At 68.6% G+C, this 24,648-nt stretch carries 24 protein-coding genes and 1 pseudogene; 7 read left to right on the top strand and 18 right to left on the bottom strand.

Annotation, left to right across the window (positions count from 1 at the left end; all coding sequences use genetic code 11):
• Positions 1-313: 313 nt before the first annotated feature.
• From WDU99_RS00885 to WDU99_RS00865, 5 genes are read right to left on the bottom strand one after another with little or no spacing between them, the layout of a single operon-like run.
• Positions 314-1,030, bottom strand: coding sequence for a hypothetical protein (locus tag WDU99_RS00885; RefSeq protein ID WP_337330549.1), 717 nt, complete (start codon positions 1,028-1,030; stop codon positions 314-316).
• Positions 1,027-1,179, bottom strand: coding sequence for a ribbon-helix-helix domain-containing protein (locus tag WDU99_RS00880; RefSeq protein WP_337330548.1), 153 nt, complete (start codon positions 1,177-1,179; stop codon positions 1,027-1,029). Before WDU99_RS00880 ends, WDU99_RS00885 begins: the two co-directional genes overlap by 4 nt.
• Before the next feature lie 9 nt (positions 1,180-1,188).
• Entirely contained in the window at positions 1,189-2,181 is a 993-nt protein-coding gene (locus WDU99_RS00875; protein ID WP_337330547.1) for an ArsA family ATPase, read from the bottom strand.
• Positions 2,172-2,456, bottom strand: coding sequence for a cory-CC-star protein (locus WDU99_RS00870; protein ID WP_337330546.1), 285 nt, complete (start codon positions 2,454-2,456; stop codon positions 2,172-2,174). Before WDU99_RS00870 ends, WDU99_RS00875 begins: the two co-directional genes overlap by 10 nt.
• Before the next feature lie 3 nt (positions 2,457-2,459).
• Positions 2,460-4,187, bottom strand: a complete 1,728-nt coding sequence (locus WDU99_RS00865) for a carbon starvation CstA family protein (RefSeq protein ID WP_337330545.1) — start codon at positions 4,185-4,187, stop codon at positions 2,460-2,462.
• Positions 4,188-4,301: 114 nt separating this feature from the next.
• Here WDU99_RS00865 and WDU99_RS00860 point away from each other — a divergent pair, with 114 nt between their 5' ends.
• The 3 genes from WDU99_RS00860 (at position 4,302) to WDU99_RS00850 (ending at position 7,850) form a co-directional block, all read left to right on the top strand.
• Positions 4,302-4,952 (top strand): pentapeptide repeat-containing protein, encoded by a 651-nt coding sequence (locus WDU99_RS00860; protein WP_337330544.1) that lies wholly within the window; start codon positions 4,302-4,304, stop codon positions 4,950-4,952.
• 91 nt (positions 4,953-5,043) lie between these two features.
• Entirely contained in the window at positions 5,044-7,635 is a 2,592-nt protein-coding gene (valS, locus tag WDU99_RS00855; protein WP_337330543.1) for a valine--tRNA ligase, read from the top strand.
• Positions 7,635-7,850, top strand: coding sequence for a hypothetical protein (locus WDU99_RS00850; RefSeq protein ID WP_337330542.1), 216 nt, complete (start codon positions 7,635-7,637; stop codon positions 7,848-7,850). The genes valS and WDU99_RS00850 overlap by 1 nt, the downstream gene beginning before the upstream one ends.
• Before the next feature lie 10 nt (positions 7,851-7,860).
• On the opposite strand, the gene WDU99_RS00845 is transcribed toward WDU99_RS00850, so the two are convergent.
• The 4 genes from WDU99_RS00845 to tdh all read right to left on the bottom strand — a co-directional run bounded on the left by WDU99_RS00845 (position 7,861) and on the right by tdh (position 11,078).
• Complete coding sequence (locus WDU99_RS00845; protein WP_337330541.1) at positions 7,861-8,082, bottom strand: hypothetical protein; 222 nt, start codon at positions 8,080-8,082, stop codon at positions 7,861-7,863.
• A gap of 2 nt (positions 8,083-8,084) precedes the next feature.
• Positions 8,085-8,690 (bottom strand): ArsR/SmtB family transcription factor, encoded by a 606-nt coding sequence (locus tag WDU99_RS00840; RefSeq protein WP_337330540.1) that lies wholly within the window; start codon positions 8,688-8,690, stop codon positions 8,085-8,087.
• A gap of 166 nt (positions 8,691-8,856) precedes the next feature.
• Positions 8,857-10,035: a glycine C-acetyltransferase gene (locus WDU99_RS00835; RefSeq protein ID WP_337330539.1), complete on the bottom strand. Its 1,179-nt coding sequence runs from the start codon at positions 10,033-10,035 to the stop codon at positions 8,857-8,859.
• Positions 10,035-11,078, bottom strand: coding sequence for an L-threonine 3-dehydrogenase (gene tdh, locus WDU99_RS00830; RefSeq protein WP_337330538.1), 1,044 nt, complete (start codon positions 11,076-11,078; stop codon positions 10,035-10,037). Before tdh ends, WDU99_RS00835 begins: the two co-directional genes overlap by 1 nt.
• An 81-nt stretch (positions 11,079-11,159) precedes the next feature.
• On the opposite strand from tdh, the gene WDU99_RS00825 reads away from it, so the two are divergent.
• From WDU99_RS00825 to WDU99_RS00815, 3 genes are read left to right on the top strand one after another with little or no spacing between them, the layout of a single operon-like run.
• On the top strand, positions 11,160-12,068 hold the full coding sequence (locus tag WDU99_RS00825; RefSeq protein ID WP_337330537.1) for a LysR family transcriptional regulator: 909 nt from the start codon (positions 11,160-11,162) through the stop codon (positions 12,066-12,068).
• 46 nt (positions 12,069-12,114) lie between these two features.
• A complete protein-coding gene (locus WDU99_RS00820; RefSeq protein WP_337330536.1) occupies positions 12,115-14,169 on the top strand; it encodes a M3 family metallopeptidase in 2,055 nt (684 codons plus the stop codon).
• A complete protein-coding gene (locus tag WDU99_RS00815) occupies positions 14,162-14,794 on the top strand; it encodes a class I SAM-dependent methyltransferase (protein ID WP_337330535.1) in 633 nt (210 codons plus the stop codon). Before WDU99_RS00820 ends, WDU99_RS00815 begins: the two co-directional genes overlap by 8 nt.
• Here the strand turns inward: WDU99_RS00815 and WDU99_RS00810 are convergent.
• On the bottom strand, positions 14,754-15,305 hold the full coding sequence (locus WDU99_RS00810; RefSeq protein ID WP_337330534.1) for an NUDIX hydrolase: 552 nt from the start codon (positions 15,303-15,305) through the stop codon (positions 14,754-14,756). The two genes, WDU99_RS00815 and WDU99_RS00810, sit on opposite strands and share 41 nt — an antisense overlap.
• A gap of 5 nt (positions 15,306-15,310) precedes the next feature.
• Positions 15,311-16,579 carry an ATP-dependent Clp protease ATP-binding subunit ClpX gene (clpX, locus tag WDU99_RS00805; protein ID WP_337330533.1) on the bottom strand — a complete coding sequence of 423 codons (1,269 nt, stop codon included), beginning with the start codon at positions 16,577-16,579 and terminating at the stop codon, positions 15,311-15,313.
• Between the two features lie 140 nt (positions 16,580-16,719).
• On the opposite strand from clpX, the gene WDU99_RS00800 reads away from it, so the two are divergent.
• Positions 16,720-17,277: a LysM peptidoglycan-binding domain-containing protein gene (locus WDU99_RS00800; RefSeq protein ID WP_337330532.1), complete on the top strand. Its 558-nt coding sequence runs from the start codon at positions 16,720-16,722 to the stop codon at positions 17,275-17,277.
• Between the two features lie 76 nt (positions 17,278-17,353).
• On the opposite strand, the gene WDU99_RS00795 is transcribed toward WDU99_RS00800, so the two are convergent.
• From WDU99_RS00795 to tig, 7 genes and pseudogenes are all read right to left on the bottom strand, one after another.
• Positions 17,354-18,205, bottom strand: coding sequence for an aldehyde dehydrogenase family protein (locus WDU99_RS00795; RefSeq protein WP_337330531.1), 852 nt, complete (start codon positions 18,203-18,205; stop codon positions 17,354-17,356).
• Positions 18,202-19,644 carry an aldehyde dehydrogenase family protein gene (locus WDU99_RS00790; RefSeq protein WP_337330530.1) on the bottom strand — a complete coding sequence of 481 codons (1,443 nt, stop codon included), beginning with the start codon at positions 19,642-19,644 and terminating at the stop codon, positions 18,202-18,204. The genes WDU99_RS00795 and WDU99_RS00790 overlap by 4 nt, the downstream gene beginning before the upstream one ends.
• A 9-nt stretch (positions 19,645-19,653) precedes the next feature.
• Positions 19,654-20,655, bottom strand: a complete 1,002-nt coding sequence (gene deoC, locus WDU99_RS00785; RefSeq protein ID WP_337330529.1) for a deoxyribose-phosphate aldolase — start codon at positions 20,653-20,655, stop codon at positions 19,654-19,656.
• The gene (locus WDU99_RS00780; RefSeq protein WP_337330528.1) at positions 20,652-21,587 is read right to left on the bottom strand and encodes a sugar-binding transcriptional regulator; all 936 of its coding nucleotides are present in this window, start codon (positions 21,585-21,587) and stop codon (positions 20,652-20,654) included. Before WDU99_RS00780 ends, deoC begins: the two co-directional genes overlap by 4 nt.
• Before the next feature lie 210 nt (positions 21,588-21,797).
• The gene (locus WDU99_RS00775; protein ID WP_337330527.1) at positions 21,798-22,442 is read right to left on the bottom strand and encodes an ATP-dependent Clp protease proteolytic subunit; all 645 of its coding nucleotides are present in this window, start codon (positions 22,440-22,442) and stop codon (positions 21,798-21,800) included.
• Between the two features lie 15 nt (positions 22,443-22,457).
• Positions 22,458-23,060 (bottom strand): annotated as a pseudogene (locus tag WDU99_RS00770) (ATP-dependent Clp protease proteolytic subunit); the annotation flags it as partial.
• A 151-nt stretch (positions 23,061-23,211) separates the two neighbouring features.
• Positions 23,212-24,642: a trigger factor gene (gene tig / locus WDU99_RS00765; RefSeq protein WP_337330526.1), complete on the bottom strand. Its 1,431-nt coding sequence runs from the start codon at positions 24,640-24,642 to the stop codon at positions 23,212-23,214.
• Positions 24,643-24,648: the final 6 nt, after the last annotated feature.

Here is a 24,648-nt window from a genome sequence, read left to right as displayed (position 1 = left end):
CTGCCCGCCTCACGGAGGGCCACTCTCACTGCGGCGATGACGGGCCTGCCCCGCTCGGTTCTAGTTGCCCCGCCGAGGCGGAGGGTTCTTCCGAGAGCTCCCCGGTGATGGCCGGATCACAGCTGATCGCACCAGTCTACGTGGTCGCGCGCGCGGCAGCATCCGCTCCCCGATCCGCTGTCGCGTACGCTCCGCGCGGATTTGTACTCCTGCCGCGGATGGATTCCGGGCATCCGTCCGCGCGAAGCGCACATTCCCGCGCGAGGTGTACACCCGCACGTCGCGACGCACGCCACTGCCGCACGCCGCGCGGTCAGTCCTCCCGGTGGTAGCCGTGCAGGTCGTCCTGGGTGCCGTTGATCCAGACCTGCGGGTGGGCGACGCGGATCGTCCGCGCCCAGGCCTCGTCGACGACGGATGCTGTGAAGCCGGCATCCGACAGCGACGCGGCGAGCGCGTCGAGATCCCCTGTCGCGAGCAGGCTCAGCCCGATCCCCTCGCCGGTGCCGTCGCTGCGGCCGGAGGCGGAGTGGATGCCGACGGAACCGCCGCCATCGGCGTGCATCTCGACCCAGCCGCCGCGGTCGGCGGCGATGCCGGCGCGCAGGCCGAGCGCTTCGAGGATGCTGCGCGCCTCGGAGATGTCGTCCTGGAACCAGATCGGCTGTACGCTAACGGCGCCGTGCGTCGTGCGGGCGCCGGTCGACACGCTCACCGTCACCCCGGAGCCGGCCCGCACGATCAGCATGTCGCCGATGCCGTCCATGTGCATGCGAGTCGTCTCGTACCCGGCGAGCGCGCGCTCAGCGGCGTCGAGGTCGTCCACCAGCAGGTGCAGGTCGGTGGTGCCGTCGCCGTGATCGCCGGTCTCGGTGTGCACGGCGAGCACTCCCCCGCCGTCGAACTCCGCCCAGTCCTCGTCCGGCGGGTACGGTGCCGCCATCCCCAACGCGTCGGCGAGCGCGTGCCAGCGCTGCGGGTGCCGCGCATAGACGATCTGCTGCACGGTGACCCTCGCGGCGACGCTCATGATGCGCTTCTCTCGAGGTACTCGCGCAGGGCGCGCTCGACCATCGCGGACAGGCTGGATTCCTCATCGATCGCCCGGTGCTTCACCTCACGCACCAGACCCTGCGGCAGGTACACATTGAACTGCACTTTCGCCTCGTGTGACGGCATGCTAGCAATCTAGCGCACGATGGCCGCCGTATCCAGCAGGTCAGCCAGCCGGCCCAGAGCCTCCGCCCCGGTGAGCTCACCCGCCACCAGAGGGATCTCCACCAGGTCGACTCCCGGCGCATGCGCCCGCACCCGTCCCAGCTGCGCATCCTCGGCGACCCGCCGCTCGCGCAGCAGCTCGCCGGCGTCGGCGGGCGAGCGTCGATTGGCGATCAGCGCCGCCACCTCGACGTGCATGGCGCGCAGGCTGTCGACGACCTCGAGGGTCTCGGCGACCGGAAGCGCCTCGGCGGTCAGCACCACGACGAAACCCGTCCGCTGCGAGTCGGAGATCGCCTGCTGCAGAGCATCGAAACGCTCCCTGCGCCGCTGTAGCGTGCGTCGCAGGTCGGCCTGTGCGTCGGCTTGCGGGTCACTGCGCCCGGTGAGCCCGCGCATCGCCGCGGAGAAGCGCTCAGAGCGGTCGCGGTTGCGCAGCAGGGTGTCGGTCCAGCCGGCCAGCTGCCCTGGCAGCGCGAGCAGGCGCAGGGTGTGCCCCGAGGGCGCGGTGTCGAAGATGACCGCGTCGTACTCGGCCTGCCCGACCTCCGCGAGTTCCGCGATGCGCTCGAGCACCGCGGATTCGTGGCTGCCCGGCGCATCGCGCGCCCGCTCGAGGTGCGCACGGGCCGGGGCATGCTGCCGTTCGGGCAGCAGCCGCAGCATCGTCTGCTCGACCGCGGCGAGGTGCCGCTCGATCGTCGCAGCCGGATCGATCTCGACGCCGTCCAGCACGCCGTCCAACCCGCCGCCATCGCCGAATTCGGCGAGCCGCGCCGGCCGATCGCCGACCTCGCGGCGCCAGAGGTGGCCGAGATTGTGGGCGGGGTCCGTCGAGACCACCAGCACCCGCTCGCCCGCACGGGCACGGGCGAGGGCGAGGGCGGATGCCAGTGAGGTCTTGCCCACACCCCCCTTTCCGCCGACGAACAGCATCCGGCGGCGGAGAGCGTCTAACAGCATGTGACGTGGTCCAGAGGGGATCGGGGCATGCCCATGCGGCGATGCCAGTCGTGGAAATCGGTGGCCAGCAGCGGCATCAGCTCGGCGCTGTAGTACGCCGCAGGGTCGGGCACCCCGAGCGCCTCGCCCAGCACGATGAGCGCGAACAGGTCGTCCTCATCGCGCCGCTCGCGGGCCAGGGTCTGCCGGTAGGGGCCCGCGTAGTACTCCGCGAGCCCCTCCCGGATGGCGGTCCAGCGGCTCCTCAGCCGCTGGACCGCCTCTGCATCGAGCACTGGTCAGACCTCTTCGCGGACCGCCTGCAGCTCGGCATCCTCGTTCTCATGCTCGGGCGGCGCGGTCGCCGCCCTGCGCATGGCGATGATCGCCTCGACCGCGACCCACACACTGGACGCGATGATGATGACATCCAGGGCGAACAGCAGCCAATCGGCGTTCGCCGGGTCGGCGAACGAGGCGAGCTGCTCGATGGCCGCCCAGAACGACAGCACGAACACGACCACCAGCGGGATCATCGCCGGCAGCGGGTTGCGCCGCTTGCGGATCAGCATCACCGCGATGATCGACAGGGTCAGCGACGCCATCAGCTGGTTCGTCGTGCCGAACAGCGGCCAGATGCGCAGGCCCCCATCGCCGCCGAGTCCCTGCGAGAAGGTGAGGCCGAGTCCCACGACCACGACGATGATCGTCGCCGGGAACTTGGTGATGCGCACCTTGAACGAGTCGCCGATCTCCTGCACGACGAAGCGCAGCAGGCGCATGCCGGTGTCCATCGTGGTCGCCGCGAACAGCACCGCCATGGTGGCGAGCACCGTCGCGCTGAGCGAGGCAGGCAGGCCGATGCCGGCCTCCATGATCGCTCCACCGCCCTGCACGAACGCCGTCACGCCACCCGCACCGAATGCGCTGTAGACCTCGTCCCATTCGGCCACGGTGCGGAAGCCCGCGATGACGGCGAGGATCGTGCCGAGCGAGAGCAGTCCCTCGCCCACCGCGCCGAAGTAGCCGACGAACCGGGCGTCGGGCTCCTTGTCGAGCTGCTTGGAGCTGGTGCCCGACGACACCATGCCGTGGAAGCCCGAGATCGCACCGCAGGCGATGGTCACGAACAGCAGCGGCACCATGCTGGGTGTGCCTTCGGGCACGGCCGTGTTGATCGCGGGAGCCACGATCTCGAGCCCGTCCGCCGAGAACAGCGTCGCGGTCAGCACCGAGCCGAACAGCAGGATCAGTCCGATGAACAGCTGCACGCCGTTGATGTAGTCGCGCGGCTGCAGCAGTACCCAGACCGGCAGCAATGAGGCGATCGCGCCGTAGATGAACAGCGCGAGGATCCAGAACGTCGCCGGACCCATGCCCAGGAAGTCGTCGGGCAGCACGACGGGAACCTGGTCGCCGAGGACGATCAGCGAATACAGGGCGATCACGCCGACGATCGTGACCCACAGCAGCGGCCAGCGCAGCCGGTAGACGGCGACGCCGACGAGCAGTGCCACGACGATCGCACCCCACGTGGGGATGACCGCGCTCGGGGTGGAGATCAGCAGGTTCTTGATGACCACTGCGAACGCCGCGATCACCATCAGCAGCAGCAGGAAGATGACCACGAGGAACAGGCTGGCGCCCCGCTTGCCGATGTAGCGCTCCGACAGTGCGCCGATCGAGCGGCCCTTGTTGCGGTTGGAGGCCCACAGCGCACCCAGGTCGTGCATGCCGGCGAAGAACACCGTGCCGATCGTGACCCAGAGGAATGCGGGCACCCAGCCCCAGATCACGGCGATCGCCGGCCCGACGATGGGCGCGGCGCCCGCCACCGAGGTGAAGTGGTGCCCCCACAGGATGAATTTGTTGGTGGGCACGTAGTCCACGCCGTCGTTCAGTTCGTGAGCGGGCGTCTTGAACGCGGGATCGAGTTTGAACACGCGTCTGGACAGGTATCGGGAATAGAAGATGTACCCGGCTGCGAAGATGGCCAGCCCGATGAACATCAGGAGTACAGGGGACATGGGGAGTTCTTCCTTTCCTGCGGTGACGTCGTCGTCACCGTGGCCCCCACGCTAGCAAGTCTGGGAGACACCTGGGAGTCTTCGGCGTCGGATGCCCGGCATAGGCTCCAATGCATGGCTCGCACCTCGGACTCGCTCATCACCCCTCGCGTCTCCCCGCCCGATCTGCCGGACACCCTCGGCACGGGCACTCCGTCACGCGCGACCGATCTGCTGGCCGCAGAGGTCGCGCTGCGCGGCGACGTCGATCTGGCGCATTCATCGCTCGAGCAGTGCCGGCTCGTCGCCGACGCCGAGTCCGTCGACCTCACCGGATCGACGCTGATGGATGTCGAGATCGTCGCGCCTCGCGTGGCTGCGCTGACGATGCGGGATGCCACCGTGCGACGCCTCAGGATCGCCGGCGGCCGGATCGGCACGCTCGACCTCAGCAGTGCGCGCATCTCCGAACTGGAACTCGCCGACGTGCGCATCGACTACCTCACCTTCGGGGCCGCCCGCACCGAAGACGCGCTGATCATCGGCTGCACCCTGCGCAGCCTCGACGTGCCGCATGCCGAACTGACCAGGGTCCGCGTCGAGGGCAGCCGAGCGGGCGAGGTCGATCCGCGCGGCATGCGCGCGACGCACGTCGACCTGCGGGGGCTCGATGCCGAGGCCTTCCTCGACGTGAACAGCCTGCGCGGCGTGACCATGTCGCCCTTCCAGGTGCAGCTGCTCGCTCCCGTGATGGCGGCCGGTCTCGGCATCCGACTGCGCGACTGAGCGAGCGCGCGCGAGCGCCGGTAGACTGGGCCGACAACCCACACTCAGGCACGCTCACACAGTGCCGCACACATCGCTCGAGGAGACCTCCATGTCCAGCATTCCCGACAAGCCCGCACTCGAAGGCCTCGAAGCGAAGTGGGGTGAGCGGTGGTCAGAGCAGGGCACGTTCCTGTTCGACAGGGCGCGCGCGACGGCATCCGGCCGCGACGGCGTCTACTCGATCGACACTCCTCCGCCGACGGCGTCGGGCAGCCTGCACATCGGCCACGTGTTCTCGTACACGCACACCGACATCAAGGCGCGCTTCGAGCGCATGCGCGGCAGCAACGTGTTCTACCCGATGGGCTGGGACGACAACGGCCTGCCCACCGAGCGCCGCGTGCAGAACTACTACGGCGTGCGCTGCGACCCCTCGCTGCCCTACGACCCCGACTTCACTCCCCCGTTCGAGGGCGGCAGCAACAAGTCGTCGCGCGCGGCCGACCAGCTGCCCATCAGCCGGCGCAACTTCATCGAGCTCTGTGAGAAGCTCACCGTCGAGGACGAGAAGCAGTTCGAGGCGCTGTTCCGCCAGCTCGGGCTGAGCGTGGACTGGACCCAGACCTACCGCACCATCTCCGACGACACGATCCGGCAGAGCCAGCTCGCGTTCCTGCGCAACCTCGAGCGCGGCGAGGCGTACCAGTCGCTCGCCCCGACGCTGTGGGACATCGACTTCCGCTCGGCGATCGCCCAGGCCGAGCTCGAGGATCGCGAGCAGCAGGCCGCCTATCACACCATCGAGTTCCCGTTCGCGGACGGCTCCGGGTCGATCGCGGTCGACACCACCCGCCCCGAGCTGCTGCCGGCGTGCATCGCGATCGTGACGCACCCCGAGGGTCCGCACAAGCACCTCATCGGCACGAAGGTGCGCACGCCGTTCTTCGGCGCCGAGATCGAGATCCACGGTCACCACCTCGCCCTCGCTGACAAGGGCACCGGCGCAGCGATGGTCTGCACCTTCGGTGACGTGACCGACATCGTGTGGTGGCGCGAGCTGCGCACCACCGCCGGCGACTCGCTGCCGAACATGACCACGATCGGCCTGGACGGCCGCTTCCTGCCCGAGGCGCCATCGACCGTGGCGAGTTCCGAAGCCCGCGACTGGTACGCCGAGAGCATGGCCGGCAAGACCGTGTTCAGCGCCCGCAAGGCGATCGTCGAGCAGCTGCAGGCCACCGGCGACATGACCGCCGTCGGCAAGCCGTTCAACCACGCCGTGAAGTTCTTCGAGAAGGGCGACCGTCCGCTCGAGATCGTCTCGACGCGGCAGTGGTACGTCCGCAACGGCGCCCGCGACGCCGAGCTGCGCGACAAGCTCATCGAGAACGGCAAGGAACTCGCCTGGCACCCCGACTTCATGCGCGTGCGCTACGAGAACTGGGTGGGCGGACTCACCGGCGATTGGCTGGTGTCGCGTCAGCGCTTCTTCGGCGTGCCGATCCCCGTCTGGTACGGGCTCGATGAGAACGGCGAGCGCGACTACGACCGCGTGATCACGCCCGCGCACGACCTGCTGCCGATCGATCCCACCAGCGACGTGCCCGCCGGCTACACCGAGGACCAGCGCGGCGTGCCCGGCGGTTTCGACGCCGAGCAGGACATCTTCGACACCTGGGCGACCTCCTCACTCACCCCGCAGCTGGCCGGCGGCTGGCAGCGCGACGAAGAGCTGTGGAACCTGGTCGCGCCGTTCGACCTGCGCCCGCAGGGGCAGGACATCATCCGCACCTGGCTGTTCTCGACCATGCTGCGCTCCACCCTCGAAGACCAGCGATCGCCGTGGCGGAACGCCGCGATCAGCGGCTTCATCGTCGACCCCGACCGCAAGAAGATGTCGAAGTCGAAGGGCAATGTGGTCACCCCGGCCGACATCCTCGACAAGCACGGCTCCGATGCGGTGCGCTACTGGTCTGCCTCGAGCCGCCTCGGCATGGACGCCGCCTTCGATCCGCAGAACCCGACGCAGGTGAAGATCGGTCGTCGTCTGGCGATCAAGATCCTCAACGCCGCGAAGTTCGTGCTCTCGTTCCCCGTGCCCGAGGGCGCGCAGGTGACCCACGCGCTCGATGCCTCGATGCTGACCGCTCTCGACGACGTCGTGCGCGAGGCGACCAAGGCGTTCGAGAACTACGACCAGGCCAAGGCGCTCGAGGTGACCGAGGCGTTCTTCTGGACGTTCTGCGACGACTACCTCGAGCTGGTCAAGGAGCGCGCCTACGATCAGACCGACGTGGGCCAGGCATCCGCCGCCCTCGCACTGCGCCTGGCGCTGTCGACCCTGCTGCGCCTGCTCGCTCCGATCGTGTCGTTCGCGACTGAAGAGGCGTGGTCGTGGTTCGAGCAGGGTTCGATCCACACGTCCGAGTGGCCGGCTCCGCTGGGCATCGAGGGTGACACCGCGGTGCTCGCCGCGGCGAGCGAGGCGCTGATCGGCATCCGCCGGGCGAAGACCGAGGCGAAGGCCTCGCAGAAGACGCCGGTCGACTCGGCGACCATCGCGGCTCCGGCGGCGAAGGTCCAGGCGCTCCAGGCGGCCGCCGACGACCTGCGCGCCGTGGGTCGGATCGCCGAGCTGTCGTTCTCGGATGCTGACGAGCTGACCGTCACGGACATCGTGCTCGCGCCGGTGGAGGCGTGATGCAGCTCGGCACCCGCTGGGCGACGGGGTCGCAGCCGCCGGCATCCGTGCCGGCCGAGCTGCGCCCCGCGATCGCCGAGGTCGAGGCCCGCGGCCTGCAGGGCCATTGGACGCTCACCTGGCTGGAGGGCCGCCCGATCGCCGAGCTCGATGCCGGCTGGGAGGTGCTGCTGACGGCATCCGGTGAGGTCATCGCCCGTCCCTTCCAGGACTGACCTCGGCGCGTCAGGGACGCGGCCGTGAGCCGATCGACAGCAGCGCGACGTCGAGGGCTCGGGGGTCGTGCCGACGTGCCTGCTGCTCGCGCAGCAGGTCGAGCGCGATCTCTCGGCGTTCGGCACGAGCGGCGATGCGGCTCTCGACGTAGCGATCGAGTCGGTGCGCGAGGGCCTTCAGCCCGCGCTCGAGACGGGTGGGGGCTGCGATCTGCAGTGCTGCTGCGGTCATGATCACTCCTGATCCATGGTGCTGCGGCTGTTCGCCACGGGAAGGTCGAAGACCTCGGCGCGCAGTGTGACGCGCCGGGTGCCGGGCAGTGTCTCCTGCCCCTGGTAGCGCTCGATCGCGGCGTCGACCACCGCACTGAGCTCGCGCTGCAGGTCGGCCATCTGCTCGGCCGTGATGTCGAGCATCGTCGTCATGACGAGGCCGGCGTCCTTCCAGCCCTCAGGCTGCTCGGACTCCGGGCGGTTGATGTAGTCCATCAGCGTCTGATGGCGCAGCCGGAGGAAATCCGATGTGACGATCTGCGCCGCAGCCCTGCTCGAGGGTGTCATGGCGTCTGCCGGCCCCGGCAGATTGACGCGGCCCTTCGGGCGCTCCCACCACCGCTCCCGCCCGGTGCCGCGTCCTGGCACCTCGCGGATGAGGTCCTGGGCGGCCAGTGCCCGCAGATGGTAGCTCGTGGCGCCGGAGGTCTCGCCGATCAGAGCGGCGAGGGTGCTCGCGGTCTGCGGGCCGCGCTCGCTGAGCAGATCATAGATCCGCACCCGCAACGGGTGCGCCAGCGCCTTCAGTGCTCCTGGTTCGAGCGTGCGGCCCTGTTCGTTCTCCATGCATGCAAAGATACCCTTGCAAAGCTTTCTTTGCAAGCACCCCTTTGCAACCACTTCTTTGCAACTGCTTCTGCACAGCTTTCGCCGAGACCCCGACGTGCTGCCGAGACCCCGTGCTGCAGGCGTCTGCAGCACGGGGTCTCGGCACTATCACGGGGTGTGGGCGTCAGTCCACAGCGTCCCGCGCCGCGACGAAGGCCGCCACGCAGCGCTCGATCTGCTCCGGGGTGTGCGCGGCTGAGAGTTGCACGCGGATCCGCGCGAGCCCCCGGGGCACCACCGGAAAGCTGAACGCCGTCACGTACACGCCCTGCTTCTGCATCTCGTCCGCGATGCGCGCGGTCCGCGCGGCGTCGCCGAACATGACCGGAACGATCGGGTGCTCCCCCGGCAGCAGCTCGAAGCCCTCCTCGGACATCCCGCGCCGGAACAGGGCGGCGTTCTCGGTCAGACGCGCACGCAAGTCGGCAGACCCCTCGACCAGGTCGAGTGCGGTCAGCGTGCCGGCCACGATCGACGGGGCCAGCGTGTTCGAGAACAGGTACGGACGTGACCGCTGGCGAAGCAGCGCGACGATCTCGCGGTGCGCGGCGACGTACCCGCCGGAGGCGCCGCCCAGCGCTTTGCCGAAGGTGCCGGTGTAGATGTCGACCCGATCGGACACCCCGCACAGCTCGGGTGTTCCGCGGCCGTTCTCCCCCACGAAGCCGACCGCGTGGGAGTCGTCGACGAACACCAGGGCGTCGTATCGCTCGGCGAGGTCGCAGATCTCCCGCAGCGGGGCGATGTAGCCGTCCATCGAGAAGACGCCGTCGGTGACGATGACGCGGAAGCGCGCGTCATCGGCCGCCCGCAGCTGCTGCTCGAGATCGGTCATGTCGCGGTTGCGGTAGCGAAGGCGACGGGCCTTCGAGAGTCGGATGCCATCGATGATCGACGCGTGGTTGAGCTCATCCGAGATGATGGCGTCCTCGGCGGTGAACAGCGTCTCGAACACCCCACCATTGGCATCGAAGCACGATGAGTACAGGATCGCGTCGTCGGTGCCGAGGAAGGCCGCGAGGCGGCGCTCGAGTTCGAGATGCTGATCCTGAGTGCCGCAGATGAAGCGCACACTCGCGAGACCGTAGCCCCATTCGTCGAGCGCCCCCTTGGCCGCCGCCAGGATGCGCGGGTCGTCGGCGAGGCCGAGATAGTTGTTAGCGCAGAAGTTCAGCACCTGCTGGCCGCCGGTGGTGATCTCGGCCTGCTGGGGTCCGGAGATCCCTCGCTCACGCTTCGTGAGTCCTGCCGCATCGATCTCGGCGAGCTCGGCGGCGAGGTGGGTCTTGAAGGTCGCGTACATCAGAGTTCCGTCCAGTCGAGGATGATCTTGCCGGTGCCCGCCGCCTCAGCCGCGGCGAAGCCGCGCTGCCAATCGCGGGCGGGGATGCAGTCGGCGATCACGCGAGTGATCGCGTCGCGCAGGGTCGCGCTGGTGTGCAGCATGGCACCCATCGCGTTCCAGGTCTCGAACATCTCGCGCCCGTAGATGCCCTTGATGGTGAGCATGTGCGTGACGAGCTTGCCCCAGTCGATGTCGAAGCCCATGCTGGGCAGGCCCAGCATGGCGATCTGGCCGCCGTGCTTCATGTTGTCGATCATCGCCGGCAGCGCCGTGGGCGCCCCGCTCATCTCGAAGCCGATGTCGAAACCCTCGCGCATGCCCAGCGCCGTCTGCGCCTCGTGGATGTCGTGCTGCTTGACGTCGACGACTTCGTCGGCGCCCATGAGTCCGGCCATCTCCAAGCGGGGTGCGCTGACATCGGTGGCGACGATGTAGCGGGCACCGGCGTGCCGGGCCACGGCGATCGACATCAGGCCGATCGGCCCGCACCCGGTGACGAGCACGTCCTCACCGACGACGCGGTAGGTGAGGGCCGTGTGCACGGCGTTGCCGAGCGGGTCGAAGATGGCGCCCAGCTCGGGGGTGACGTCCTCGTGATGCACCCACACGTTGGTCGCGGGCAGGGAGAGGTACTCGGCGAAGGCGCCGTCGCGCTGCAGGCCGAGACCGATGGTGCGGATGCACATCTGCCGGCGTCCCGCGCGACAGTTGCGGCACGTGCCGCAGACGATGTGGCCCTCGCCCGAGACGCGATCGCCGACCGCGATGTCATGCACGAGGGGCCCCACCTCGACCACCTCGCCGTAGAACTCGTGACCGGGGATCAGCGGCGTGTCGATGGCGGATGCCGCCCAGTCGTCCCAGCGGTGGATGTGCAGATCGGTGCCGCAGATGCCGGTGCGCAGCACGCGGATGACGACCTCACCCGTGCCCGCCACCGGATCCGGGCGGTCGACCAGCTCGAGTCCTGCCCGCGGACTGCTCTTGAACAGTGCCTTCATACCTCGATCACACCGCAGCGGATCTTGTAGAGCAATCACCATCTTCTGCACGGTTGATTAAGCCGGATCTAAACTGTGTGAATGGAACTCCACCAGCTGCAGATCCTGCGCGAACTGGGCACCCTGGGCAGCGTCACGGCCGTCGCAGAAGCTCTGCGAGTGACGCCCTCGGCGGTGTCTCAGCAGCTGGCGGCACTGCAGCGCGGATTCCGCACGCCGCTCACCCGCAAGCAGGGGCGCACGCTCGCCCTCACGGCGGCGGGCGAGGTGCTCGCCGCAGCAGGCGCCGATGCGATCGACGCGATGGCCGCCGCACGCAACGCCCTCGACGAATTCGAACACGACCGTTCGGGCGGGGTCAGCATCAGCGGATTCCACAGCGTGGGACAGGCGCTGTTCGGCGCCCTGCTGCGCGAGCTTGCGGCGACCCCGCATCCGCCCGTCGTGCAGCTGACCGATGAGGACGTCGCACAGAGTGAGTTCCCCGCGCTCACCGCCCGGTACGACCTCGTGCTCGCACACCGGATGGAGCACTCCCCGCCGTGGCCTGCCCGCGGCATCCGCAGTCTCACGCTGGTGCGCGAGCCGCTCGACGTCGCCGTCGCCGCTTCTCACCCACTCGCCCGGCGCCCCTCGGTGACGCCGGCCGACGTCGCCGGCGAGCGCTGGGTGACCAGCCGCATCGGGTACTCGCCCGACGACGTGCTGCGGGCGATCGCCGCGGTCGCGAACCGCACGCCGCAGGTGCAGCACCGCATCAACGACTACGGCGCCGTCGCGGCGGTCGTCGCCGCCGGCGGTGTGATCGGGATGCTGCCGCGGTACACCTCGCGCAGCGTGGACGACCGAGACATCGTGCGCCTCCCCCTGCACGGCGTGGGCAACCACCGCATGATCGATCTGCTCGCCCGCCCCGAGACCCTGCGGCGACGCAGCGTGCGCATCGTCGTCGACGGTCTGCGAGGGGTGATGGCCCGGTTGAGCGGCTGACGGGCACGCCTCCGGGGACCCGCGACCTGCGCCGTAGACTCTCTGGATGACCGTGGCCACGAACCCGCTCCTGTCCGCCTCTTCGCTCCCCTACGGAATGCCCGACTACCGGGTGATCCTCCCCGAGCACTACATGCCCGCGTTCCGCGAGGGCTTCGCGCAGCAGCTGGCCGAGATCCGGGCACTGACGGTGGTCCGATCGATGCCGACGTTTGAGAACACGATCGAGGCGCTCGAGCGCAGCGGTGAACTGATCGACCGGGTCGCCCACGCGTTCTACACCGTCAGCTCCGCCGATGCGACGCCCGAGATCCAGGCGATCGACGAAGAACTCGCCCCGCTGATGGCCGCGCACCAGGATGCGGTCCTGCTGGACGCGCAGCTGTACTGGCGCGTGTCTCAGGTGCATGAGCACCTCGACGAGCGATCCGATCTCACCGCCGAGCAGCGCTACCTCGTGCAGCGGCACTTCCGCGAGATGACCCATGCCGGGGCCGCACTCGATGACGCCGCGAAGGAGCGGCTGACCGAGCTGAACCAGCGCCTGTCCACGCTGAGCACGACGTTCGAGAAGAACCTGCTCGGCGACACGAACGACCTCGCGGTGATCTTCTCGGATGCCGCCGAGCTCGACGGCCTCTCCGCCGGCGAGCTCAGCGCTACCGCACGGGCCGCCGCGGATCGTGGACTGGAGGGGCAGTACCTGGTCTCGCTGCCGCTGTTCAGCGGGCATCCGTACCTCGCCTCGCTCACCGTGCGCGAGAGCCGCCGCCGCATCATGGCAGCCTCGCTCTCTCGCGCCACGCGCGGCGATGACCACGACAACAGCGCGGTGCTCACCGAGATCGTCACGCTGCGCGCCGAGCGCTCGGCGCTGCTCGGCTACGCGTCGCACGCCGCATACATCACCGCCGACGAGACGGCCGGCTCCCCCGAGGCGGTGGAGCGGATGCTGCGCGAGCTGGCGATCCCGGCCGCGCGCAACGCCGAGAGCGAGCGAGCGGCGCTGCAGGAGATCATCGACAGCACCGAACCGGAGCCGTTCGCCCTGAAGGCGCACGACTGGGCGTTCTACACCGAGAAGGTCCGCCGCGCTCAGTACGACATCGACACCGCGGCGCTGCGTCCGTACTTCGAGGCCGAGCGGGTGCTGCACGACGGTGTGTTCTTCGCGGCGACGCAGCTCTACGGCATCCGCTTCACCGAGCGCACCGACATCCCCGCGTACCACCCGAGTGCGCGGGTCTTCGAAGTGCACGATGCAGACGGCTCCCCGGTGGGGCTGTACGTGCTCGATCTGTACACGCGCGACACCAAGCGCGGCGGCGCCTGGATGAACCCGATCGTCAGCGAATCCGCGCTTCGCGGCACGCTGCCGGTCGTGGCGAACAACCTCAACGTCTCGCAGCCGGGCGACGGTCAGCCGACCCTGCTCACGCTCGATGAGGTGACCACGCTGTTCCACGAGTTCGGGCATGCGCTGCATGGGCTCTTCGCCCGCGTCACCTACCCGCACTTCTCGGGCACCAACGTGTTCCGCGACTTCGTCGAGTTCCCCAGCCAGGTCAACGAGATGTGGATCCTGTGGGACGAGGTGCTGCAGAACTATGCGCGCCATCACGAGACCGGAGAGCCGCTCGACCCGGCGGTCGTCGAGCGTCTGCGCGCCTCGGAGACCTTCGACCAGGGCCACGCCACCAGCGAGTACCTGGCCGCGGCCTGGCTCGACCAGGCCTGGCACCGCCTGCCGGCTGGCGCCGAGGCGGGCGACGTGGCAGCCTTCGAGGCCGCCGCGCTGGCCGACATCGGTCTGCGGAACCCTGTGGTGCCGACCCGGTACTCGTCTACGTACTTCGCGCACGTCTTCTCGGGCGGCTACAGCGCGGGGTACTACTCGTACATCTGGAGCGAGGTGCTCGACGCCGATACCGTCGAGTGGTTCAAGACGAACGGCGGACTCACCCGGGAGAACGGCGACCGGTTTCGGCAGCGCCTGCTGGGCGTCGGCGGGTCGAAGGACCCGCTGGAGGCCTACCGCGACTTCCGCGGCCGGGATGCCGAGATCGCGCCGCTGCTGAAGCGCCGCGGCCTCGATGTCTGAGCAGCTGGACGCGATCCGGGATGCGTTCGACCGGCGCGCACCCGTGTACGACGAAGATCTGATGCACCAGGCGGTCGCACGCGCGGCGGCTGAGTTCGCCGTTCACGACGGCGTCGAGACGGTGCTCGACGTCGCGACCGGCACCGGCCTGGCGCTTCGGGCGCTGCGCGCCCAGAATCCGCGTCCGCGACTCATCGGCGTGGACATCTCGCCAGGCATGCTTCGTGAGGCCCGCGCAATTCTCCCCGATGCCGAGTGGATCGAGGCGGATGCTGCCGCGCTGCCGCTGGGGGATGCCACGGTCGACCTGGTGCTGTGCGTCACCGCGCTTCATCTCATCCCCGACACGGCCGGTGCGTTCGCCGAGTGGCGCCGTGTGCTGCGCCCCATCGGCCGAGTCGTCACCGCGACTTTTGTGCAGCGCGCGGAGCAGCACTTCGACTCGGCGCCGACACTCGACCGGCCCTATGTACGCAACAACGCACCGTTCGGCTCGGTCGATGCGATCAGCGAGACGGCAGCGGCGTCCGGATTCGAACTGCGCCGATCCGCGCTCTGGGAGGGCGACCACGACACCGTGCTGCTCAGTGAGCTCGTTCCGCGCGCAGCCACTCCATCGCCTTGAGCCAGGTCAGCAGGTGGTAGCTCTGTTCGAGTCGAGCGCCGAGGGGCTCGAGGTCTTCGAGGTGCACGCTGATCAGCTCGGTGTCGTCGAGGGACTGTTCCGCGGCACGTCGACATCCGCGGGCGAGGAAGTGGTGTGACCGATTGGTGTGGTTGCCCCAGTTCGCCCAGGTCGCTCCGAGATCGATGATCTCGCCCGCGACGTATCCGGTCTCTTCGCGGAGTTCGCGCAGCGCGGCATCCGTGGGGGTCTCGCCTGCGTCCACGGCGCCGCCGACGACACCGATCGCCACGATGCCCGCGCCATGACGGTACTCCTCGACCGTGACGGCTCGGTCCTCTTCGTCGAGCGCGAGCACCGTGATCCAGTCGGCCGGTTCGAGCACGTAGTACGGCGCGATGGTGACTCCGCGGCCGTCGACGCACGAGTCGGCGCGCAGGTCGATCCAGCGATCCTTGACGATCCGCTGACTGCCGACGACCTGCCAGGGCGTCGGACGATCGTCGGCCACGCCGCTCAGGCGCTCTTGCGCTTGCGCGACATGACCACCGTCGGGGCCGCGCCCTCTTCGACAGCGGCCTTGGTGACGACGACCTTCGAGACATCCTCGGCCGAGGGGATCTCGAACATGATCGGGCCCAGCACGTCTTCGAGGATCGCACGCAGGCCGCGCGCCCCGGTCTTGCGCTCCACCGCGAGGTCGGCAATCGATGCCAGCGCGTCGTCTTCGAACTCCAGTTGCACCCCGTCGAGCTCGAACATGCGCTGGTACTGCTTGACCAGTGCGTTGCGGGGGCCGGTGAGGATCTCGATGAGCGCCTCCTGGTCGAGCGGCGACACCGAAGTGACGACGGGCAGGCGGCCGATGAACTCGGGGATCAGCCCGAACTTGTGCAAGTCCTCCGGCAGCACCTCCCCGAACAGGTCGAGGTCTTTGCCCTTGTCGTGCAGCGGCGCTCCGAAACCGACACCGTGCTTGCCGACGCGGGCCGAAATGATGTCTTCGAGACCGGCGAACGCACCCGCGACGATGAACAGCACGTTCGTCGTGTCGATCTGCAGGAACTCCTGGTGCGGGTGCTTGCGGCCGCCCTGCGGCGGCACCGAGGCGACGGTTCCCTCGAGGATCTTCAGCAGTGCCTGCTGCACGCCCTCGCCCGACACATCGCGGGTGATCGAGGGGTTTTCGGCCTTGCGGGCGATCTTGTCGATCTCGTCGATGTAGATGATGCCGGTCTCAGCGCGCTTGGTGTCGTAGTCGGCGGCCTGCAGCAGCTTGAGCAGGATGTTCTCGACGTCTTCGCCGACGTAGCCCGCCTCGGTGAGAGCTGTCGCGTCGGCGACGGCGAAGGGCACGTTCAGTCGCTTCGCGAGGGTCTGCGCCAAGTAGGTCTTGCCGCAGCCGGTCGGCCCGAGCATCAGAATATTGCTCTTGGCGACCTCGACGTCTTCGGCCTTCTGCTCCGCCGGCTGCAGCGTGCCGCGTGCGCGGACGCGCTTGTAGTGGTTGTACACGGCGACGGCCAGCGCGCGCTTGGCGGGGTCCTGCCCGACGACGTACTCCTCGAGGAACGAGAAGATCTCGCGCGGCTTGGGCAGATCGAAGTCGGCGACCGGTCCGTTGCCGGCCTCGGCCATGCGCTCCTCGATGATCTCATTGCACAGCTCGACGCACTCATCGCAGATGTACACGCCGGGGCCGGCGATGAGCTGCTGCACCTGCTTCTGGCTCTTTCCGCAGAAAGAGCATTTGAACAGGTCAGCGCTTTCACCGATGCGGGCCATGCGCGTCCTCCTCGGGGGATCAAGGGATCGTCTTCCGAGCCTAACCGTACGCACGGACACCGGGGCGGATCGGCGCGCAGACAGGACAAAGGTCGGCGACACGATCACGCCGCCGTCCCAGCCGCCGTACAGTACGGAGTATGCGTCGCCGCCTCGTCCCCTTCGCCGTCCCGCTCGTGGCGCTCACGCTCGCGGCCTGCGCCGCCGAGCCTGGGACGACCTCCGCCTCACCCGTCCCGGTGACCACTCAACGGCCGGCCTCCAGCCAGCAGCCGGCCACCACTCAGGAACCGGCGACCGCTGAGGGGCCGCCGGCGCTGACACCACCGCCTGATGGCCGGCCCGAACAGAGCGATACCGACGGCGACGGACTCATCTACGCGGGCAACGGCACCTGGTTCTCGGCGGACGGCCCGGGTGGTTGCGCGTCGAACGCCGCGATCCATCCCTATGGTGCGCACGATCCGCGCGCACAGCTCGGCGGCGAACTCGTCGACATGGGTGCGTCCGATCTCGCATCCGGCGAGGTCGGCTACAACGCAGACGGATTGATCGAGACGTACACCGTCGAGTCCGGCGATTCGCTAATAGCGATCGGCGAGCGATTCTGCATCGACTACGTCACTGTGGGCGCCTACAACGACCGCTTCGGTCCGAAACAGATCCAGCCCGGCGATGTGCTCATCCTGCGGCCGTAGCCTGAGCCTCCCCGCGCACGCGAATACCCCGCCCGGCGGAGCCGAGCGGGGTGCGGGTGTCACCGTCCGAGACGGGTCACACCATCGACTTGGTGTGCCAGACAGTCTTCGTCTCGGTGAACGCCGTGATCCGATCGAGGCTCGCCTCAGCGGAGCCGGGACGCAGCACGCGCTTGAGCGTGTCAGCGGCGGCGATCTCGAGGTCGACCCAGTCGAGGTCGCCGGCACCCGTGAGGTCGAGCGCGTTGACGTCGGCGTGGGATGCCAGCCACGGCGCGATCTCGGCGGGCGATCCGGTGAGCACGTTGACGACGCCCCCGGGCACATCGCTGGTGGCGAGCACCTCGGCGAGACTGATCGCCGACAGCGGGAACCGCTCACTGGCGACGACTACCACGGCGTTGCCGGTCACAAGCGCCGGTGCGATCGCCGAGACCAGGCCGAGCAGAGCCGAGTCCTGCGGTGCCACCGTGGCGACCACGCCGGTCGGCTCGGGCACCGAGATGTTGAAGTACGGCCCGGAGACGGGGTTGGCGTTGCCCGCCACCTGTGCGTACTTGTCGCACCAGCCCGCGTACCAGACCCACAGGTCGACGGCGGCATCCACCTGCGCTCCCGCGACCGCGGCACTGACACCCTCCTGCTCGGCGATCTCGTCGACGAACTGCGCACGCCGGCCCTCGAGGATCTCGGCGACCCGGTACAGCACCTGCCCGCGGTTGTACGCTGTGGCCCCCGACCAGCCCTTCACGGCGCTGCGCGCCGCGACGACGGCATCCCTGGCATCCTTCCGCGACGCCTTCGCGGCGTTCGCGAGGAACGCGCCCTTGGCGGAGCGCACCTCAAAGGTGCGCCCGGACTCGCTGCGTGGGAACGCGCCGCCGATGGCGAGCTTGTACGTCTTCGGTACGGTCAGTCGCTTGCTCATGCCGAGGCTCCCTTCAGGTATGCGGTCAGACCGTGACGGCCGCCCTCCCGGCCGTAGCCGGACTCCTTGTACCCGCCGAACGGGCTCGACGGGTCGAAACGGTTGAACGTGTTCGCCCACACCACACCGGCGCGCAGCCGGTCGGCGACGGCGAGGATGCGGGATCCCTTGTCGCTCCAGATGCCGGCTGACAGTCCGTACGGCGTGTTGTTCGCCTTGGCGATCGCCTCGGCGGGGGTGCGGAAGGTGAGCACCGACAGCACGGGGCCGAAGACCTCGTCGCGGGCGATGCGGTGCGACGCCTCGACGGCGGTGAAGATCGTCGGCGCGAACCAGAAGCCCTTCTCGGGGATCGCGCACTCGGCCGTCCACCGCTCGGCGCCCTCGGCCTCGCCGATGTCGCTGAGCTCGCGGATGCGCTCCAGCTGCGCGGCCGAGTTGATCGCGCCGATGTCGGTGTTCTTGTCGAGCGGGTCGCCGAGACGCAGGGTCGAGAGACGGCGCTTGAGCCGGTCGACGACCTCATCGTGGATCGACTCCTGCACCAGCAGACGGCTGCCGGCGCAGCACACGTGACCCTGGTTGAAGAAGATTCCGTTGACGATGCCCTCGACGGCCTGGTCGATCGGCGCGTCGTCGAACACGATGTTCGCCGCCTTGCCGCCCAGCTCGAGGGTGACCTTCTTGTCGGTGCCGGCGATCGCCTTGGCGATGTTGCGGCCGACGCCGGTCGATCCGGTGAACGCGACCTTGTCGACGTCCGCATGCCGCACCAGCGTCGCGCCGGTGGCCCCGGCTCCCGTGACGATGTTCACGACGCCGGCGGGGAGGTCTGCCTGCTGCACGATCTCGGCGAAGATCAGCGCCGTCAGCGGCGTGGTCTCGGCGGGCTTGAGCACCACCGTGTTGCCCGCGGCGAGGGCCGGGGCGATCTTCCACGCCAGCATCAGCAGCGGGAAGTTCCACGGGATGATCTGCCCGGCGACCCCGAGGGCCTTCGGGTTGGCGCCGAGACCGGCGTAGTCGAGCTTGTCGGCCCAGCCCGCGTAGTAGAAGAACCAGGATGCCACCAGCGGTACATCCACATCGCGGCTCTCCTTGATCGGCTTGCCGTTGTCGAGGCTCTCGGCGACGGCGAGCTCGCGGGCCCGCTCCTGCACGAGACGCGCGATGCGGAACAGGTACTTGCCGCGGTCGCGGCCGCTCATCTTCGACCACACCTTGTCGTGGGCGCGGCGCGCGGCGGTGACGGCGCGGTCGATGTCCTCATCGGAAGCCGAGGCGACCTCGGCGATGCGGCTCTCGTCGGCCGGTGAGATGGTGTGGAAGCTCGAACCGGTTCCGTCGACGAACTCACCGTCGATGAACAGCCCGTAGCTGTCCTTCAGATTCAGGATCGCTTTCGACTCCGGAGCCGGAGCATATTCCAGGAATGACATATCGGGTCCTCAGTCGATCGTGACGTAGTCGGGGCCGGAGTAGTGGCCGGAGGTGATCTTCTGGCGCTGCAGCAGCACGTCGTTGAGCAGGCTCGACGCGCCGAAGCGGAACAGGTGCGGCTGCAGCCACTCCTCACCCACCGTCTCGGCGACGGTGACGAGGTACTTGATCGCATCCTTCGAGGCGCGGATGCCACCCGCCGGCTTCACGCCGATCTTCTCGCCGGTGCCGTGATGCCAGTCGCGCACCGTCTCGAGCATCAGCAGCGTGGTGGGCAGGGTCGCCGCCGGCTGCACCTTGCCGGTCGAGGTCTTGATGAAGTCGCCTCCGGCGAGGATCGACAGCCACGATGCGCGCTTGATGTTGTCGTAGGTGTTCAGCTCGCCGGTCTCCATGATCACCTTCAGCGACGCGTAGGTGCCGTCCTCGCGGCGGCAGGCCTCCTTCACCTGGGCGATCTGGTCGAACACGAGCCCGTAGCGCCCTTCCAGGAACGCTCCGCGGTCGATGACCATGTCGATCTCGTCCGCGCCGGCGGCGACCGCCTCGGCGGTGTCGGCCAGTTTGATCTGCAGCGAGGAGCGACCGGACGGGAAGGCTGTGGCCACCGCGGCGACCGAGATCCTGCCGTCGTCGGGGTCGCCGTGCAGCGAGCCGAGCGCTTCGATGGCGTGTCCGACCATGTCGCCGTACACGCAGACGGCGGCGACCAGCGGGGTGCTCGGGTCTGCAGCATCCGGAGTCTTCGCCTTCGCGACCAGCGAGCGCACCTTGCCCGCGGTGTCGGCGCCCTCGAGCGTCGTCAGGTCGATCAGCGAGATGATCTTGTCGAGTGCCCACGCCTTCGAGGTCGTCTTGATCGAGCGCGTGCCGAGGGCAGCGGCACGCTGCTCGAGGCCTACGGCGTCGACACCGGGGAGACCATGCAGGAAGCGTCGCAGGGTCTGGTCGTCGGGTTCACCGCCGAGCACGTCCACCGCCGTTCGGCGGGCCAGTTCCGTGGTCGTCACATCTCCTCCAAGAGTGCTTGTGCTGTGGATTCGTCAGTCACCAGGACGCTGCACAGCCCGTTGCTCACGACTGTACGCGCGATGTCGTGCTTGGCGGCACCCGCGGTGACGAAGATCGATCGGGGTGCCGAGCGCACCCGGTCCAGTGCGACGCCCACCGTGCGGGCGTCGAGCTGCGGGTCGACGATGTTGCCGTCCGCGTCGACGTAGCGGCCCAGCACGTCGCCGACGGCGCCGCGGCCGGCGAGCTCGGCGATGTCGTCGGCGCTGAGGTAGCCGTTCTCGACATGAGCGGATGCCGGATCGCACGGGCCCGCCGTGAACAGGAACGTGTTCGCGTGCGCGGCCTGGTCGAGGATCGCGGCGATGGTGCGATCGGACTCGATGGCCTGCTTCGTCTCGATGCGCTCGAGGATGGCGGGGCTGGGGAGCAGGACGGCCTGCCCGCTGCCGCGCTGCGCCATCGTGACGGCGACCGATGCGGCGCCGCCGGAGCGACGGTTGAGGCTCACTCCCCCATTGGCCTGCACGACGGTGACGCCAGTCGCCCAGCCCTGGGGCAGCGCATCGGCGACGGCGGTGAGGGTGCGCCCCCAGCTGACCGCCAGCACCCGCGGAACCGGGCGAAGCGCCGTGAGCAGATCGGCTGCGGCCGCGGCGACGCGCTGCAGCAGGGCATCCGGCTCGTCGGAGGTGGGAACCACGACGGCATCCGTCAGCTCGAAGCGCTCGACGAGCGCCCGCTCGACACCGAGTCGGCGGGCGCGGGGGTGCACGATCTCGATGCGGACGATGCCGTGCTCGCGCGCCTGCACGAGCAGCCGGCCGACCTTCCAGCGGGAGATGCCGAGCAGTGCGCCGATCTCGTCCTGCGTCTTGTTCTCGTCATACGAGAGCTCGGCGACACGCACCATCAGCAGTTCGTCGTCCACGGCATCCTCCTCACGGATTCAGCCTACGACGCCACCGACGCGCGCGCACTCGCCTGCTCAGATGAGCAGTCGGATGCTGTCGTGCTGCGCATCCGTTGTGGGCGCGCTCACTACTTAACGCCGAAGCCCCCTCCCGTCGTCGAGGCCCCACCCTGCAGACGTATCTGAGGAGGGGCGTCGACGGCCAGAGGGGGCCTCGACGGAAGGTGATCAGCTGCTGCGCTTGCGCGAGCTGAGCACCTGGTCGACGATGCCGTACTCGAGCGCCTCCTGAGCGGAGAGGATCTTGTCGCGGTCGATGTCCTTGTTGACCTGCTCCGCCGCCTTGCCGGTGTGCTTGGCCATGGTCTCCTCCAGCCACGTGCGCATGCGCAGGATCTCCGCCGCCTGGATCTCGATGTCGGATGCCTGACCGTGGCCGGCCTCGCCCATCGCCGGCTGGTGCATCAGCACGCGAGCGTTGGGCAGCGCGAGCCGCTTGCCGGGCGCACCGGCTGCCAGCAGCACCGACGCGGCGGATGCCGCCTGACCGAGCACGACGGTCTGGATGTGCGGTGCGACGTACTGCATGGTGTCGTAGATCGCGGTCATGGCCGTGAACGATCCGCCGGGCGAGTTGATGTACATCGTGATGTCGCGCTCGGCGTCCTGGCTCTCGAGCACCAGCAGCTGGGCCATCACGTCGTCGGCCGAGGCATCGTCGACCTGCACGCCGAGGAAGATCACACGGTCTTCGAACAGCTTGTTGTACGGGTCCTGACGCTTGAAGCCGTACGCCGTGCGCTCCTCGAACTGCGGGAGCACGTAGCGGCTGGAGGGCAGGTTGCCGGCAGCACGGAATGTGGGGGTGTACATGTGTGTCTTCCTGCCTTACTTGTCCGCGCCGGTGCCGCCGCCGCCGTGCACGTCACTGGCGTGCTCGCGGATGTGGTCGACGAATCCGTACTCGAGAGCCTCATCAGCGGTGAACCAGCGATCGCGGTCACCGTCCTCGTTGATCTGCTCGACGCTCTTGCCCGTCTGTCCGGCCGTGATCTCGGCGAGGCGGCGCTTCATCGAGAGGATCAGCTGCGCCTGAGTCTGGATGTCGCTCGAGGTGCCGCCGAAGCCACCGTGCGGCTGGTGCAGCAGAACGCGGGCGTTCGGCGTGATGTAGCGCTTGCCCTTGGTGCCGCTGGTCAGCAGCAGCTGCCCCATCGAGGCGGCCATGCCGATGCCCACGGTGACGATGTCGTTCGGCACGAACTGCATGGTGTCGTAGATGGCCATGCCCGCGGTGATCGAGCCACCGGGCGAGTTGATGTAGAGGTAGATGTCCTTCTCGGGATCCTCGGCGGCGAGAAGGAGGATCTTCGCGCAGATCTCATTCGCGTTCTCATCGCGCACCTCAGAGCCCAGCCAGATGATGCGATCCTTGAGCAGCCTGTCGAAGACGCTGGTCGCCATCAGTGGTTCAGCCATGTCAGCTCCTGTTTCCGTGTTTCGGTGATTCGAATCTACCGGCGGGCGGAAGGCGCTTCGCCCGTGTTCGCCGTCGGCATATCAGCGTGGCGGGACGACACCGCCCGCAGAAGACAGAGGGGCGGATGCTGTCAGCATCCGCCCCTCCGTCAGTGCGCGTCGATCACTCGGCCTTGTCGGCGTCGTCCTTCTTTGCGGCAGCCTTCTTCTTCGCCGGGGCCTTCTTCTTGGCCGGCTTGTCCTCGGCGGCTTCGGCGGGAGCCTCGTCGGTCGCGGCCTCGTCGGTCGCGGCCTCGTCGTCAGCAGCCTCGTCCTCGGCGTCGCCGATGAACTCCGACAGGTCGACGGGCTCGCCGTTGCTGTCGACGATGGTCACCTTGCCGAGCGTGGCGGCGAGTGCCTTGTTGCGGGCGACCTCGCCGACGAGGGCCTGCAGCTGGCCCGCGCCCTGCAGCGCCTCGACGAACTCCTGCGGCTGCATGCCGTACTGGGCAGCCGACTGGATCAGGTACTGGCTGAGCTCCTCCTGCGAGACCTGCACGTTCGCGTTCTCGGCGATCGTGTCGAGTAGCACCTGCGTGCGGAACTGCTTCTCGCTGGCCTCGGCGACCTCGGCGCGGTGCTCGTCGTCTTCGAGACGGTTTTCCGACTCGAGGTGGTTGTGCACCTCGTCCTCGATCAGCTGCGGCGGAACGGGGATCTCGACCTTCTCGAGCAGCGTCTCGATGAGCTGGTCCCGCGCGGCGGCACCCTGGGTGAACACGCCCTGCTGTGCGACGCGCTCGGCGAGACTGTCGCGCAGTTCGGCGATAGTGTCGAACTCCGACGCCATCTGTGCGAAGTCGTCGTCGGCCTCGGGAAGCTCGCGCTCCTTGACGGCCTTGAGCACGACGGCCACCTCGGCCTCCTCACCGGCGTGGTCGCCACCGACCAGCGTCGAGCGGAAGGTGGTCTCCTCACCGGCGGTCAGCAACTCGAGCGCCTCGTCGATGCCCTCGAGCAGCTGTCCGGAGCCGATCTCGTACGAGACGCCGTCAGCGCGGTCGATCTCGGCGCCGTCGATGTTGGCGACCAGGTCGAGGTCGACGAAGTCACCCTTCATGGCGGGGCGGTCGACGGGGATGAGCGTTCCGAAGCGGGCACGCAGCTCGTCGAGCTCCGCGTCCAGTGCAGCCTCGTCGGCCTCGACGGCGTCGACGGTGATCGTGATCTCCGACAGGTCGGGCAGCTCGATCTCGGGACGCACGTCGACCTCGATGTCGACCAGCAGGTCGCCGGAGAAGTCCTTGTCGCTCGGCCACTGGGTGATGTCGGCTGCGGGACGGCCGACCATGCGCACGTTGTGCTCTGCGGCGGCCTCGCGGAAGAACTTGTCGAGGCCCTCGTTCACCGCGTGCTCGATGACGGCGCCACGGCCGACGCGCTGGTCGATGATCGGCGCCGGGACCTTGCCCTTGCGGAAGCCGGGGATCTGCACGTCCTGAGCGATGTGCTCGTATGCGTGCTCGATGCTGGGCTTGAGGTCCTCAGGGGTGACCGTGATGGTGAGCTTGACCCGGGTGGGGGAAAGCTTCTCGACGGTGCTGTTGGCCATGCTGGT

The sequence above is a fragment of the Microbacterium bandirmense genome (assembly GCF_037204185.1).
GTDB lineage: Bacteria > Actinomycetota > Actinomycetes > Actinomycetales > Microbacteriaceae > Microbacterium > Microbacterium bandirmense.
Note: the sequence above shows the minus strand (reverse complement) of the source record. Positions and strands in the feature narration are given on the sequence as shown.